Origin of the sequence: Microbacterium sp. LMI1x-1-1.1 (genome assembly GCF_040676205.1) — a bacterium.
Classification (GTDB): domain Bacteria; phylum Actinomycetota; class Actinomycetes; order Actinomycetales; family Microbacteriaceae; genus Microbacterium; species Microbacterium aquilitoris.
Map to the genome: position 1 here is coordinate 1360095 of NZ_JBEGHM010000001.1, position 13966 is coordinate 1374060.

Below are 13966 nucleotides of genomic sequence, written 5' to 3' on the forward strand. Positions count from 1 at the left end.
TGGCAACCCTCCAAGCTTACCCTGCCGACCGCCCCTCGGGCGAATCGTCGGCGCGTCGGGCGCGGAGGACCAGGACGGATGCCTCTGGCCGGCACCCGAAGCGCACCGGGGCGTAGATCGAATGGCCCAGACCCGCGCTCACGTTGAGCGGCACCGTCCGTCCATCGTGCGACCACCGCGTCAGGCCGCGGGCCTGATCGAGGGGGATGTCGCAGTTCGAGACGAGGGCCTTCTTCGCGAACGGGATGCGGACCTGACCGCCGTGCGTGTGCCCGGCGAGGATCAGGTCGGCACCGGCATCCGTGAACGCGTTGAGCACCCGCTGGTAGGGCGCGTGCGTTACCCCGAGGCGGACGCTCGCGTCGTCACCGAGCGCGCGGAAGGCGGCCGATGCCGCGTCGAGGTCGTCGAGCTCGCGGTGGGCGTCGTCAACGCCGAGCGCATTGATCCGGACTCCGCCGACACGGATGCTGGCGGCCGTGTTGTCGATCAGTGTCTCGCCGAGTCCGGTGAGGAAGTCGTCGAGCGCGTCGGTGTCGAGCGAGGGCGTGAATTCGACGTGCGTCGACGGTCCCTCGAAGTACTTGAAGGGGTTGCGGGCGCTCGGGGCGATCTTGTCGTTCGACCCGTGGACGAAGAAGCCCGGCACGCCGCGCAGGGGGGCGAAGGCCGCACGGATGCCGCCAAGCCCGTCCTGATGACCGAGGTTGTCGCCCGTGTTGATCACCAGGTCGGGCTGCACCGTGTCGGCGATCTCTGCGATCCAGCGTTGCTTGCGGTGCTGCCACGGCGCCATGTGCGCGTCGGACAGGTGGAGGACGGTCACCGACGGGCTGCCCGGCGGCAGGACGTGGAGGTCATGGCGGCGGAGCGTGAAGAGGTAGCGCTCGATGCCGACGCCCCAGACGCCGGCGGCGACGCCGACCGCCCCCACCGCGCCGAGCGCAGTGAGGGCGGTCTGTGCGGCGGGCCTCACGGACCGTTGCCGTTGCCGGGGCCGCCGTTGCCGTTACCGTTGCCCGGGCCGTCGTTTCCGCCCCCGCCGTCGCAGGCCTTGGCCTGGTAGTTGAGGGTGATGGCGGCGTCTCGTGCGACGGTTTCGCCGGCGGCGGGATCCGTTCCGGTCACCACGCCCTGCGTCGGCGCGCCCGGGTCGTCGGTACAACTCAGCGTGACGTTCGAGAACCCGGCTGCGTTCAGCGCAGCGGTGGCGTCCTTCGGGTTGCCGCTGACGCCGGGGACGACGACGCCCTTGCCGTCACTCGGGCTGATCGTGACGGTCGTTCCCGACACGACACGACCGGCGCCGGGCGACTGCTCGACGATCGTGCCCTCGGCCTCGGGAGACGGCACCGGGTCGCCGACGCTGACGCTGAAGCCGGCGTCCTCGATCCGCTGGCGAGCGGCGTCGACGTCCAGTCCGACGACACTCGGCAGATCCGCGTACGAACGTTTGGTCAGTTCGCTCGCCGGCTTCGGGAACTCGCCGCCGCCGAACTCCGAGTTGGCGGCGCGCTGCATGGCGGGCCAGATGGAGTTACGGATGCGGGACAGGCGGTAGCCGCTTTCATAGTGGTTCTCGAGACGCTCGTCTCCCGCCACGTTGCCGACCCAGACCGCTGTCGTCACCTTCGTGCTGGAGCCGATCATCCACGTGTGCAGGAACTGGTGGATGCCCGTCTTTCCGAAGATCGGTACTCCGTCGAACGTCCGCGCACCACTTCCGGTGCCGCTGGCGCTCATCACGCTTTGCAGCACGTATGCGGCCGTGGCAGCCACGTCTTCGCTGATCTTGCGCTCGCACTTCGTGTCAGGGATCGGACGCTCATCGCCGTTGGCGTCGACCACGCGATCGATGGCCTTCGCGGCGCACAGGGTGCCGTTCGAGGCGATCGCCGCATAGGCGTTCGCCATGTCGATCGGGGCGACGGCCTGCGACCCGAGGACGTCGTAGGGGTTGTTGAACTGATCCAGCGGCTTTCCGTCGCCGAGGGTGACTCCGAGGTCTCCGGCGACGCGGTTGGTGCTGCAGACGGAGATCTTCTCAGCCATCGTGAGGAAGCCGGAGTTCAGCGAGTCCTTTGTGAATCGGGCGACCGTCCCGGTGTAACCACGGTTCCCCTCGAAGTTTCCGATCGCGCCCTTGCCCTCACCGGTCTTGACTTCCTGCGTACCCCCCTCACAGCCGGTCAGCACTGTCTTCTCGCCGACGCGTCCGTTGAGTACCTCGTTGACAGAGTGGCCCTGCTGCATCCAGTTGATGAGACTGAACACCTTGTAGGTCGAACCCGCCGAGTGGCTGCCGCCACCGTTCTTGACGGGGACGTTGTAGTTGACCTGGGTCGTTGTCTTGTCGTCCGCCTGGTCGCTCCACGGACGGTTCTGCACCATCGACAGGACGCGGCCGGTTCCGACCTCCACCTGCACACCTGATGCGCCGAGGTTCATGTACGAGACGCTTCCGGGAACGACGGAGATGGCCTTGTTCGCGGCCGACTGGAGAGAGGTGTCGAGCGTCGTGTAGACGCTGAGACCACCACGACGAAGCGCCGCGAGCCGGTCCTCCTTCGTCTCACCGAAGGCCGGGTCGGTCCGGATGATCGAGGTGACGTAGGCGCAGAAGAACTCCTCGCCCTTCGCCTCCGAGCAGCCCTGGGGACGTGACGTCAGCTTCGGGGTGATCGGGGCCTTGATGGCCTCGTCGTGCTCAGCCTTCGTGATCTTGTTGTCTTTCAGCAGGCGGTTGAGGACGTAGTCCTGTCGGATCTTCGTCAGGCGGTAGCCGTCGGCCTCGCCGTTGACAGGGGAGCCGTCCTTCGCAGTGAGCGTGCCGCCCGGCTTGTCGATGCGGAGCGTGTTCGGCTCCTGCACCATGCCGGCGATGACGGCCGCCTGAGCGACCGTGAGCTTGTCGGGCGTCGTGTCGAAGTAGTGGCGAGCCGCGGCGCCGATGCCGTAGACGGTGCCACCGAAGTGCGCGATGTTGAGGTACCCGATCAGGATCTCGTCCTTCGAGTACTCCTTCTCCAGCTGGATCGCGTAACGCATCTCCTGGATTTTGCGCTGGTAGCCCTGCGTGCCCTTGTTCGCCGTCGACTCCTCGTAGCACGCGCGAACCTGCTCAGCGCCCACGGCTTCCGCCTCGCACGACTGCTGGAGGACGTTCTTGACGTACTGCTGCGTGATCGAGGAGCCACCGCGGTTTGATCCCGAGCTCGCGTTGCGCGCCAGCGCGCTGAGCGTGCCCAGCAGGTCGATGCCGCCGTGCGTGTAGAAGTTCTTGTCCTCACTCGAGAGGATCGCGTCGTACATGACCGGGGCGACCTGATCGAACGTCACCGGGATGCGGTTCTGGTCGTAGAACTCGGTGAGCTTGACGTCCTTGCCGTCGTCGTTCTTGGCGTAGATCGTCGTCGGAAGCATGAGCTTCTCGATCTTGAGGTAGCTCGGCATCTTGTCGAACATCTCGATCGCGCTCGACGCCGCATACCCGGACACCGCGATCGCCGGGGTGATCGTTGCCGTGACGAGGAGACCCGCAACGGTGCTCAAGCCGACGAGGCCCATCAGGCCTCCGAGCACACCGGTGGCCGTACGTTTCGAGTGGGGCATAGGCTGATCGTAAGGGAGATTGCTGGGCGATGCCTTGGTGACCGTCCCTGTGTCGAGCCCGTCCGGGCGCGCGAGTCACGACCTCCGGGAGACCCGAATGACCACGTGGGAGTACATGACCACGCCGCTGCTCATCCACAACACCGCGGCGATCCTCAACAACTGGGGCAAGCAGGGCTGGGAGCTCGTTCAGGTGGTGACCGGCCCCGAAGGCGGTCTCGTCGGTTACTTCAAGCGTCCCTCGGGCGGCGACGGCTCCGCCAACGCGGGACTGGATGCCGCGGCTGTGGCCGCTCGTCAGTTCGGTCAGGGCTGATGTCGGTCACCGCACGCCTCGCCGAGCTGGGTATCGAGCTGGGCTCCGTCGTCCCGCCGCTTGCCGCGTACATCCCGGCCAAGGTCCACGGCGACCTCGTCTACACGTCCGGTCAGCTCCCCATGGTCGATGGCGCGATGCCCGCGACGGGCAAGGTGGGCGACGGCGAGGGGTACGTGTCCGCGGACGAGGCCGCTTCGCTCGCGCGCCAGTGCGCGCTGAACGCAATCGCCGCCGCGGCCGCCGCGGTCGGCGGTGTCGACCGGCTGACCGGCGTCGTGAAGGTGACGGGGTTCGTGGCATCCGCACCGGAGTTCACCGGTCACCCCGCCGTCATCAACGGAGCGAGCACCGTGCTCGGTGAGATCTTCGGCGACGCGGGTCGACACGCCCGCTCCGCCGTCGGTGTGGCGGCTCTGCCCATCGACAGCCCCGTCGAGGTCGAGGTCGTCTTCTCGCTTTCTTGAACCGAGTGCATCTTCCCAGCGAGCTGATACCTCGTCGGGAACGTGCACTCAGACGCCCGCGTCACGCTGTCGCCATGACCAGCTCACGCGTCGCGTCGTCCCTTCTCCTCCGCACGGCCGCCGTCTTCACCGGTGCCGCTCTGCTGACCGGGTGCGCCGCAGGAGGACCTGCGGCCGCTGCGGGCACACCCCACGTCGGACCCTCCGCTCAGGCGGCATCCGCGACCGCAGGCGGTGCGCGGGCGGACCGCGATGACCCCGCGACCGAGGGGACCAACCTGGCCGCGGTCACGCGGCTCTTCTCCGCGGCTTTCGCCGACCCCGACTCGGCGGAGGCTCAGGCTGCCGCTGCCGTGAGCGTCGCGAAGGACGCCGTGACCCACGGCGGGAACGCCGAAACGGGGCCCGCGGGCCTGCTCGCCCAGTTCGCCGCGGCGCACAAGAGCGTTCCCGGCGCACAGGTCGTCATCAAGCACACGGCCGCGGACGGCGATCTGGTCGCGGTCCACTATCAGATCACCGCGGACCCTGACGATGAGCGCACCGGGCTCGCGGCCGCCGACGTCTTCCGTCTGGCCGGCGGCAAGATCGTCGAGCGCTGGGCCTTCGAGCAACCCGTCACGCAGGGCAAGGCCGCCAGCGGCAACACGAACTCGATGTTCAGCGATCTCTACAAGCCCGCCACGCCGTCGCCGGCACCCACCGAGACGCAGGAGGAGAAGAATCGGGTGTCCGCTATCGACGCGTACGACACGCTGTTCAAGGACCGCGACGTCAGCATCCTCGACCGTGCGTTCGATCCGAACTACCTGCAGCACAATCCCGTCGCCCCGAACGGGACGGCCGCCCTCAAGCAGTTCTTCAGCGGGGGTGCGTCCTTCCCGCCCACGGAGTCGACCGTGTCGCTGGCGGACGGCGACCTCGTGTGGACGCTGTCGCAGGCCGTCGGAGCCACGCCCGGTGATCCCTACACCGCGCTCGACATCTTCCGCGTCGACGGAGGACTGATCCGCGAGCACTGGGATGTCGTCCCCGCCGCCACGGCGGGGTGAGCGCGGTCAGTCCTTCTTCGTCACCTGCCCCTTGATCGTGGACATCACCATGGTGTCGGCGAGGGTCGTCGTGTCGCCGACCTCGCGTCCTTCCGCGACGTCGCGCAGCAGTCGGCGCATGATCTTGCCGCTGCGGGTCTTGGGGAGCTCGGTCACGATGTAGACGTCGCGCGGACGCGCGATCGGACCGATCTGGTCGCCCACCCACGCGCGGAGCGTGTCGACGAGCCCGTCGAGGGAGTTCGCCTTCATGTACGACTCCTTGATGACGCAGAACGCGACGACCGCCTGCCCGGTCGTCTCGTCAGAGGCTCCGACGACGGCCGCCTCGGCGACGGCCTCGTTGCCGACGAGGGCGGATTCGATCTCGGTCGTCGAGAGGCGGTGGCCCGACACGTTCATGACGTCGTCCACGCGACCGAGGAACCAGACGTCGCCGTCCTCGTCGAGGCGCGCCCCGTCACCGGCGAAGTAGTAGCCCTTGTCGGCGAACTTGTCCCAGTAGGTCTCCTTGAAGCGGTCCGGGTCGCCCCAGATGCCGCGCAGCATGCTCGGCCAGGGTTCGGTCAGCACGAGCAGCCCGCCGTTGCCGTTGCCGACCTCCTGGCCCTGATCGTCGACGACGTCGAGGCCGATGCCGGGAAGCGGCACCTGCGCGCTGCCCGGCTTGGTCTCGGTCACCCCGGGCAGCGCCGACACCATAATCGCGCCCGTCTCGGTCTGCCACCAGGTGTCGACGATGGGCGTCCGATCCCCGCCGATGACGTGGCGGTACCACATCCACGCCTCGGGGTTGATGGGTTCGCCGACGCTGCCGAGCAGGCGCAACGACGACAGATCGTGTTGCTCGGGGATGCTCCTGCCGAGTTTCATGAAGGAGCGGATGGCGGTGGGCGCCGTGTAGAGGATCGTCACCCCGTACTTCGCCACGATCTCCCACCATCGACCCGGATGCGGGGTGTCGGGGGTGCCCTCGTAGATCACCTGCGTCGCGCCGTTGGCGAGCGGACCGTACGTGACGTACGTGTGTCCCGTGATCCACCCGATGTCGGCGGTGCACCAGTAGACGTCGGTCTCGGGGTGCAGGTCGTGGACGACCTTGTTCGTGAACGCCGCCTGCGTGAGGTAGCCGCCGCTCGTGTGCAGGATGCCCTTCGGCTTCCCCGTCGTCCCCGAGGTGTAGAGGATGAAGAGGGGGTTCTCCGCCGGGAACGGCTGCGCGACATGATCAGCGGATGCCGCCGGCACGAGATCGTGCCACCACAGGTCGCGTCCGTCCTCCCAGTTCACCTCGGTGCCGGTGCGCTTGACGACGAGGACGTGCTCGACGGTCTCCTGCGGTCCGTGTCCGCGGTCGCCGAGTGCCTGGTCGACGGCCGGCTTGAGTGGGGATGCCTTGCCTTTGCGGTACCCGCCGTCGCTCGTGATGACGAGCTTCGCGCCGGCGTCGTCGATCCGGGAGCGCAGGCTGTCGGCCGAGAACCCGCCGAAGACGACGGAGTGGATGGCGCCGATGCGCGCGACGGCCAGCATGGCGGCGACGGCTTCGGGGATCATCGGCAGGTAGATGGCGACCCGGTCGCCGGCGTCGATGCCGAGGTCGGTCAGCACGTTGGCCAGACGCTTCACCTCGTCCGTGAGCTCGGCGTAGGTGACGCGACGCTCGTCGCCGGGCTCACCCTCCCACAGCAGGGCGACACGGTCGCCGAGGCCCGCCTCGACGTGGCGGTCGAGGCAGTTGTACGCCACGTTGAGTTCGCCGTCCTCGAACCAGGTCGCGAAGGGCGGGTTCGACCAGTCGAGCGTGCGCGTGAAGGGAGTGTGCCAGTGGAGGTTGCGGGCCTGCTCCGCCCAGAACGCCTCGCGATCCGCGGCGGCCTCGTAGAGGTCCGCATGCGCATTCGCTGCGGCAGCGAAGTCCGCGGACGGCGCGAACCGTCGGGTCTCGTTCAGGAGGTGGTCGATCTGGCTGCTCATGCGGCGCTCCTTTGCGTGCAGGCCGTCGTTGGCCTCGTGCGGCGATGCGGCAACTCTAGGTTCGGCTCAAGGAGCGCGACTACCGCCGATAGTGGGTGCGGCGCGCTGGGCATGTGTGCGGCACAATCCCAGCCAGGATGAGCGTAAGATCGTTATCGCCCGAACATCGATTCGGTTTCGCGATCGCGCTGATCCCCCCTGAAGCGCGGTTGCGTGGGCGGCACCCTTTCCCCCAATGGGTGCCGCCCTTCTCTTTTCCCTCACGGTCGCGGTCGTCGCTTTCTGCACACGCGTTCACACCGTCGTTCCGTCCACGCCCGGCGACGTCGAAGGTCCGGGGCCGGAGGCGTCCGCCTAGCGTTCCGGGCATGCCGCATCCGTTCATCGCCGCCCCTCGAGGCACCGGAGTCGCCGCGATGCCGCGACCGGTGCCGCGGCATCCGGTGGTCGCACCGTTGCGCCGGTACCTCGCCGACCCCGGCGTCACGGACGTCTTCGTCAACGGCACCGACGGCCTCTACGTCGACCGGGGCGGCGGACCGGAGCGCATCCCGGACTGGGCGCTCGATGAAGAAGCCGTGCGTGAGCTCGCCGTCGGGCTCATCGCGCTCGGGGGCCGCCACCTCGACGACGCGACGCCCTGTGCGGACGTGCGTTGGGAGCACGGCGTGCGGGTCCACGCGGTCCTGCCGCCCATCTCGTGCACGGGGGCGACGATCTCGATCCGCCTCCCGGGTACCGGAATGCCCGATCTCGACGACCTCGGTCGCCGCGGCGCGTTCGACGCGGCGATGGGCGCCCGACTCGAACGGCTCGTCGACCAGCGTGCCAACGTCCTCGTCACGGGAGCCACCGGCGCCGGGAAGACGACGCTGCTCGCCGCACTGCTCGGACGCGTTCCCGTGTCGGAGCGGATTGTCACGATCGAGGATGTCGCGGAGCTCCGGATCGCCCACCCGCACCACGTGCGTCTCGAAGCCCGGCAGGCCAACCTCGAAGGCGTCGGGGCGATCGCGCTCGGGCGTCTGTTGCGCGAAGCCCTGCGGATGCGGCCCGACCGACTCGTGGTGGGTGAGTGCCGGGGTGAGGAGGTCCGCGAGCTCCTCACCGCCTTGAACACCGGTCACGACGGCGGCGCGGGGACGGTGCATGCGAGCGGGCTCGCCGAGGTCCCGGCCCGCCTGGAGGCGTTGGGTGCGCTCGCCGGGATGGATGATCGAGCGCTCGCGCGCCAGACGGCCAGCGCGATCGGAGCCGTCGTCCACATCGAGCGCGGACGCGACGGAGTGCGCCGCGTGACGGGGATCGCGCGCCCCGTCGTGCGCGACGACCGCCTCGGCATCGAGGCCGTCGCATGAACGCGCGGAAAGCCGCCCAGGCCAGCGCTGCGTCCGACGCAGCGGGGGTCGCCGGCGTCGTCCAGCGCCTCGCCGTCCTCCTGCAGGCCGGCATCGCGCCGGCCGCCGCCTGGCGCCACCTCGCCCACGCCGGTGACGAGACGGCCGCGGCGGTGTGCGAACGACTGGATGCCGGGGGATCAGCCGCATCCGCCCTCGCCGAGCGCGGCGGCATGTGGCAGCAGATCGGCGTCGCCTGGCAGGTGGCGACGGTCGTCGGAGCCCCGCTGGCGATGAGTCTCCGAGGTCTCGCCGAGGCGCTCCGCGACGCTCATCAGGCGCGCGACGACGTCCGCACCGCTCTCGCCGAACCGCAGACGACCGCGCGGCTCATCTCGTGGCTCCCTCTCGTGGCCCTCGGCCTCGGCGCCGCCCTGGGGTTCGACCCGTTCTCAGTCCTGGCCACCCCGCCGGGCGCCGTGTGCCTCGTCGCGGGGGGACTGCTCATGTTCCTCACCCATCGGTGGACGCGTGCACTGGTCGCACGGGCGCAGCCCGGTGACGAGATCCCCGGACTCGATGCCGAGGTGATTGCGATCGCCCTGTCGGGCGGCGTCTCGATCCCGCGGGCGCTCGAGGTCGTCGCGGCGGCCTCGGGTCTCGAACCCACCGCTGGGACCACCTCTGTCCTCGCCCTCTCCCGATCCGCGGGCGCGCCCGCCGTCGAACTGCTGCGAGCGGATGCCGCGTCCCGCCGCCAGGCGGCGCGCACCGACGGGCGGCTGCGGGCGGCATCCCTCTCTGGACGGCTCCTGCTTCCGCTCGGAGTGTGCACCCTGCCGGCGTTCCTGCTGCTCGGCGTCGGTCCGATGCTGCTCTCGGTCCTCACCTCGACCCCGCTCACGCTGTGAGCCCAGACGTGCCCATCACCCAAAACACCGGAGGAGATCATGACATCCCACGACCTGCCCACCCTGACCCGCCGCCGCGCGGCCGACCTGTTCGCCGACGAGTCCGGCGCCGCGACAGCGGAGTACGCCATCGCGACGATGGCGGCCGTCGCCTTCGCCGGGCTGCTGGTGATCATCATGCGCTCGGACGAGGTGCGCGGCATCCTCACCGACCTGGTCCGGCGCGCCCTCACCGTCTCATGAGGCGGGACGAGCGGGGATCGGTTGCGGCGGAGTTCGCCGTGACGGTCCCCGCCGTCGTCCTCGTCATCGTTCTGGCGGTCTCCGCGTTGTCGGTGGGGGCTCGGCAGGTGCGGCTGGAGCACGCCGCGGCCCAGGCTGCGCGGTACGCCGCCCGCGAGGAGCCCGCCGAGCGGGTGCGGGCTGCGGCATCCGCCCTCGCCTCGGGCGCGGCCGTCACGATTCGCCGCGAGGGTGATCTCGTGTGCGCGGACCTCTCCGCCGCGCCGGGAGTGCCGCTGCCATTGCCCGACCTCCGCGCATCCTCGTGCGCGCTCGCCGCCCCGGAGATCGACTGATGGCGGGCGCTGCGACGACCGTCGGGGTCCTGGCGGTCACGGCCACCCTGGCCGTCGGCTTCGTCGCCGCCGGAGCGGCCGCGGCATCCTCGGCGCGGGCGGCGGGAGCGGCCGACGCCGCGGCCCTCGCCGCCGCAGACACGGCGTCGGGACTCGTGCCGGGAGAACCGTGCGTGAGTGCGGCTGACGTCGCGGCGAGGAACGGCGCGTCGCTCACCGCGTGTCGGATCGACGGACTCATCGCGACCGTGGAGGTCTCGATCGACGTCGGCCCCCTGAACGCGCGGGCGCGTGCCCGCGCGGGGCCACCACCCGGGTCGCCCTGAGGGCTCGGGACGGCGGGGCTCTCAGCGCGCTCTTGACAACTCGGTGTGTATGGTGTGCAACGAAGAAAGGACGCCACGTGGCACAGGGCAAGAAGCTCGTCATCGTCGAGTCTCCGACGAAGATGCGCTCGATCCAGGGATACCTGGGTGACGGTTACGAAGTCATGAGTTCGGTCGGACACATCCGCGACCTCGCCGACAAGAAGGACATCCCCGCGGATCTGAAGAAGACCTCCGTCGGGAAGTACTCCATCGACATCGAGAACGACTTCACTCCTCTTTATGTGGAGAGCGACCGCGGCAAGAAGACGGTCACCGAGCTCAAGCGAGCCCTGAAGAACGCCGACGAACTCCTCCTCGCCACTGATGAGGACCGCGAGGGCGAAGCCATTGCATGGCACCTCCTCGAGACCCTGAAGCCCAAGGTCCCCGTCAAGCGGATGGTCTTCCACGAGATCACGAAGGACGCCATCCAGGCCGCGGTGAAGAACACCCGTGAGCTCGACCACGCCCTCGTGGATGCCCAGGAGACCCGACGCATCCTCGACCGCCTCTACGGCTGGGACGTCTCCGACGTCACCCGCCGCAAGGTCGGCCAGGGCACGAGCGCCGGCCGCGTCCAGTCCGCCGCCACCCGCATGGTCGTCGAGCGGGAACGCGAGCGCATGGCGTTCGTCTCCGCCTCGTACTGGGACGTCGACTCCACCGCCGTCAAGGGATCGGATGCCTTCGCCATCCGGCTCGCCCGTCTCGACGGCGCACCGCTGGCCCGCGGCACCGACTTCGACGACACCGGCTCGCTGAAGAAGGCCGTCGTCGTCCTCACCGAGGACCAGGCGCGCGAGCTGGCGGCAGCGCTCGAGGCGTCGGGCGCGGCATCCGTCGTCAGCGTCGAGGCCAAGCCCGGCACGCGCAGCCCGAAGCCGCCGTTCACGACCTCGACCCTCCAGCAGGAGGCCGGTCGCAAGCTCTCGATGAGCGCCAAGCACGCCATGGGCGTCGCGCAGCGGCTCTACGAGAAGGGCTACATCACCTACATGCGCACCGACTCGACCGCTCTGTCGGCGCAGGCGGTCACCGCTGCGCGCACCCAGGCGGTCGCGCTCTACGGCGACAAGGCCGTGCCCGCGAACCCGCGCAGCTACCGCAACAACGCCAAGAACGCGCAGGAGGCACACGAGGCGATCCGTCCCTCGGGTGACACCTTCCGGACGCCCAAGGAGGTCACCTCCGGCCTCGACCGCGACGAACTCCGCCTGTACGAGCTCATCTGGAAGCGCACAGTCGCCAGCCAGATGGCCGACGCGAAGTACGAGACCACGACCGTGACGATCGACGCGGATGCCGCCGGCAAGACGGCGACGTTCACGGCATCCGGCACCGTCTACACCTTCAAGGGGTTCCTCGAGGCCTACGAAGAGGGCCGCGACGAGAAGCGCAGCGACAACGACCGCGCCGACGACCAGTCGCTGCCGTCGCTCGCCGTCGGCGATGCTCTGACGCTGACCGACGTCGAGCCGAAGGGGCACGCGACGAGCCCCAAGCCGCGCTACACCGAGGCATCGCTCGTGAAGGCGCTCGAGGAGCACGGCATCGGTCGTCCGTCGACCTTCGCGAGCATCATCGACGTGATCCTCGACCGCGGGTACGTGTCCAAGCGCGGCCAGGCACTCGTGCCCAGCTGGCTCGCCTTCAGCATCGTGCGCCTGCTGGAAGAGCACTTCGCCGACCTCGTCGACTACGACTTCACGGCCGCGCTCGAGGACGACCTCGACTCCATCGCCCGCGGAGAACAGAACCGCGCCGCGTGGCTGCGCGAGTTCTACTTCGGTTCGAAGGACCACGTGGGTCTGCGCAACATCGTCGACAACCTCGGCGACATCGACGCACGCGAGATCAACTCGACGAAGATCGGCGACGTCGCGGTCCTGCGGTTCGGTCGGTACGGGCCGTACCTCGAGGTGCCGGGCGATGACCCCGAGACCCCGCGCCGCATCAACGTGCCCGAGGATCTCGCGCCCGATGAGCTCACCCCGGAGAAGGCGCGAGAGCTGATCGACGCGCCGGTCGGCGGCGACCGCGTCCTCGGACAGAACCCCGAGAACGGGCGCGACGTCGTCATCAAGGACGGCCGCTTCGGCCCCTACCTCGAAGAGGTCCTCCCCGAAGAGGAGGCGCCGGCCGAGGAGGTCAAGCCCAAGCGCGGTGCGAAGAAGGTCGTCGCACCCAAGCCCAAGCGCGCGTCACTGTTCAAGAGCATGTCGCCCGAGACGATCGATCTCGAGACGGCGCTGAAGCTCCTGTCGCTTCCGCGCGAAGTCGGCACCGACCCCGAGTCGGGCACCGTCATCACGGCGCAGAACGGCCCGTACGGTCCCTACATCAAGAAGGGCACCGACTCGCGGAGCATCGCCAGCGAGGACATGATCTTCGACATCACGCTCGAGCAGGCCCTCGAGATCTACTCGCAGCCCAAGTACGCGAACCGCGCCGCTACCTCCATCAAGGAGTTCGAGGCCGATCCGGTCAGCGGCAAGCCGATCCGCATCAAGGACGGCCGCTTCGGCGCCTACGTCACCGACGGGACCACCAACGTCACGATCCCGCGTGGGCAGACGGCGGACGACATCACCTTCGAGGTCGCCGTGCAGATGCTGGCCGAGAAGCGGGCGAAGGGGCCGGCGCCCAAGCGCACGACCCGCAAGCCCGCCGCACGCAAGCCGGCGGCGAAGAAGAAGTGACCTCCGGGCTCTGGATCACCCTCGAAGGTGGCGACGGCTCGGGTAAGACGACGCAGGCGACCCTGCTGGAGCGGTGGCTCCGTGAGCAGGGTCGCAGCGTCGTCTGCACACGCGAACCCGGCGGCACCGAGGTCGGCGTGCTCATCCGCGACATCGTGCTGCACCACCGCGGCGACATCGCCCCGCGCGCCGAAGCACTCCTCTACGCGGCCGACCGGGCGCACCACGTCGCGACGCTCGTGCGGCCCGCGCTCGAGCGCGGCGAGGTCGTCATCCAGGACCGCTACCTCGACAGCTCCGTCGCCTACCAGGGTGCCGGAAGGGTGCTGGACGGCGGCGAGATCCGCGACCTGTCGCTGTGGGCCGCCGAAGGTGCGCTGCCCGACGTCACCGTCCTCCTCGACGTCGACCCGGCGACCGCGCGGGAACGATTGGATGCCGCCGACAAGCCCTTCGACCGACTCGAAGCCGAGAAGAGCGCGTTCCACGAGCGGGTCCGCGCCGCCTTCCTCGCGTTGGCGGATGCCGAGCCGAAGCGCTTCCTCGTCGTCGACGCCACGCAGCCGATCGACGAGATCGCCGACGCCATCCGGACGCGGGTGTCCGAGCGGCTGTCCACACCCTCGTCCTGAGCGTCGCCGGCACCTCG

Annotated in this window: 13 protein-coding genes; 10 read left to right on the plus strand and 3 right to left on the minus strand. The window is 69.3% G+C overall.

The window, feature by feature from the left end; all coding sequences use genetic code 11:
* Positions 1-16: 16 nt before the first annotated feature.
* Positions 17-976: a metallophosphoesterase gene (locus MRBLMI1x_RS06620; protein ID WP_363457402.1), complete on the minus strand. Its 960-nt coding sequence runs from the start codon at positions 974-976 to the stop codon at positions 17-19.
* Positions 973-3612 (minus strand): transglycosylase domain-containing protein, encoded by a 2640-nt coding sequence (locus tag MRBLMI1x_RS06625; protein WP_363457405.1) that lies wholly within the window; start codon positions 3610-3612, stop codon positions 973-975. The genes MRBLMI1x_RS06620 and MRBLMI1x_RS06625 overlap by 4 nt, the downstream gene beginning before the upstream one ends.
* A 97-nt stretch (positions 3613-3709) precedes the next feature.
* Between MRBLMI1x_RS06625 and MRBLMI1x_RS06630 the strand changes: the two genes are divergently transcribed.
* The 3 genes from MRBLMI1x_RS06630 (at position 3710) to MRBLMI1x_RS06640 (ending at position 5447) form a co-directional block, all read left to right on the plus strand.
* Entirely contained in the window at positions 3710-3928 is a 219-nt protein-coding gene (locus tag MRBLMI1x_RS06630; protein WP_018187046.1) for a DUF4177 domain-containing protein, read from the plus strand.
* Positions 3928-4395, plus strand: a complete 468-nt coding sequence (locus MRBLMI1x_RS06635; RefSeq protein WP_116228306.1) for a RidA family protein — start codon at positions 3928-3930, stop codon at positions 4393-4395. Before MRBLMI1x_RS06630 ends, MRBLMI1x_RS06635 begins: the two co-directional genes overlap by 1 nt.
* 74 nt (positions 4396-4469) lie before the next feature.
* Entirely contained in the window at positions 4470-5447 is a 978-nt protein-coding gene (locus MRBLMI1x_RS06640; RefSeq protein ID WP_363457409.1) for a nuclear transport factor 2 family protein, read from the plus strand.
* A gap of 6 nt (positions 5448-5453) precedes the next feature.
* Here the strand turns inward: MRBLMI1x_RS06640 and acs are convergent, their stop codons facing one another.
* Positions 5454-7424 (minus strand): acetate--CoA ligase, encoded by a 1971-nt coding sequence (gene acs / locus MRBLMI1x_RS06645; protein ID WP_363457412.1) that lies wholly within the window; start codon positions 7422-7424, stop codon positions 5454-5456.
* Positions 7425-7792: 368 nt separating this feature from the next.
* On the opposite strand from acs, the gene MRBLMI1x_RS06650 reads away from it, so the two are divergent.
* The 7 genes from MRBLMI1x_RS06650 to tmk all read left to right on the plus strand — a co-directional run bounded on the left by MRBLMI1x_RS06650 (position 7793) and on the right by tmk (position 13949).
* Positions 7793-8782 carry a TadA family conjugal transfer-associated ATPase gene (locus MRBLMI1x_RS06650; protein ID WP_020098194.1) on the plus strand — a complete coding sequence of 330 codons (990 nt, stop codon included), beginning with the start codon at positions 7793-7795 and terminating at the stop codon, positions 8780-8782.
* Positions 8779-9672, plus strand: a complete 894-nt coding sequence (locus MRBLMI1x_RS06655; RefSeq protein ID WP_363457415.1) for a type II secretion system F family protein — start codon at positions 8779-8781, stop codon at positions 9670-9672. The genes MRBLMI1x_RS06650 and MRBLMI1x_RS06655 overlap by 4 nt, the downstream gene beginning before the upstream one ends.
* Positions 9673-9711: 39 nt before the next feature.
* Positions 9712-9915, plus strand: a complete 204-nt coding sequence (locus MRBLMI1x_RS06660; protein ID WP_018187053.1) for a DUF4244 domain-containing protein — start codon at positions 9712-9714, stop codon at positions 9913-9915.
* A complete protein-coding gene (locus MRBLMI1x_RS06665; protein WP_414685566.1) occupies positions 9912-10250 on the plus strand; it encodes a TadE family type IV pilus minor pilin in 339 nt (112 codons plus the stop codon). The genes MRBLMI1x_RS06660 and MRBLMI1x_RS06665 overlap by 4 nt, the downstream gene beginning before the upstream one ends.
* Entirely contained in the window at positions 10250-10576 is a 327-nt protein-coding gene (locus MRBLMI1x_RS06670) for an Rv3654c family TadE-like protein (protein ID WP_363457422.1), read from the plus strand. The genes MRBLMI1x_RS06665 and MRBLMI1x_RS06670 overlap by 1 nt, the downstream gene beginning before the upstream one ends.
* A gap of 77 nt (positions 10577-10653) precedes the next feature.
* Positions 10654-13317 (plus strand): type I DNA topoisomerase, encoded by a 2664-nt coding sequence (gene topA, locus MRBLMI1x_RS06675; protein WP_363457425.1) that lies wholly within the window; start codon positions 10654-10656, stop codon positions 13315-13317.
* Positions 13314-13949: a dTMP kinase gene (gene tmk / locus MRBLMI1x_RS06680; RefSeq protein ID WP_363457428.1), complete on the plus strand. Its 636-nt coding sequence runs from the start codon at positions 13314-13316 to the stop codon at positions 13947-13949. Before topA ends, tmk begins: the two co-directional genes overlap by 4 nt.
* Positions 13950-13966 lie beyond the last annotated feature (17 nt).

What these genes read in the sequence shown, in the direction of transcription:
- MRBLMI1x_RS06670 (WP_363457422.1), top strand. Translation starts at nt 10,250, where the DNA reads ATGGCGGGCGCTGCGACGACCGTCGGGGTCCTGGCGGTCACGGCCACC.
- MRBLMI1x_RS06625 (WP_363457405.1), bottom strand. Translation starts at nt 3,612, where the DNA reads ATGCCCCACTCGAAACGTACGGCCACCGGTGTGCTCGGAGGCCTGATG.
- MRBLMI1x_RS06635 (WP_116228306.1), top strand. Translation starts at nt 3,928, where the DNA reads ATGTCGGTCACCGCACGCCTCGCCGAGCTGGGTATCGAGCTGGGCTCC.
- MRBLMI1x_RS06665 (WP_414685566.1), top strand. Translation starts at nt 9,912, where the DNA reads ATGAGGCGGGACGAGCGGGGATCGGTTGCGGCGGAGTTCGCCGTGACG.
- MRBLMI1x_RS06660 (WP_018187053.1), top strand. Translation starts at nt 9,712, where the DNA reads ATGACATCCCACGACCTGCCCACCCTGACCCGCCGCCGCGCGGCCGAC.
- MRBLMI1x_RS06650 (WP_020098194.1), top strand. Translation starts at nt 7,793, where the DNA reads ATGCCGCATCCGTTCATCGCCGCCCCTCGAGGCACCGGAGTCGCCGCG.
- MRBLMI1x_RS06640 (WP_363457409.1), top strand. Translation starts at nt 4,470, where the DNA reads ATGACCAGCTCACGCGTCGCGTCGTCCCTTCTCCTCCGCACGGCCGCC.
- MRBLMI1x_RS06655 (WP_363457415.1), top strand. Translation starts at nt 8,779, where the DNA reads ATGAACGCGCGGAAAGCCGCCCAGGCCAGCGCTGCGTCCGACGCAGCG.
- MRBLMI1x_RS06630 (WP_018187046.1), top strand. Translation starts at nt 3,710, where the DNA reads ATGACCACGTGGGAGTACATGACCACGCCGCTGCTCATCCACAACACC.
- acs (WP_363457412.1), bottom strand. Translation starts at nt 7,424, where the DNA reads ATGAGCAGCCAGATCGACCACCTCCTGAACGAGACCCGACGGTTCGCG.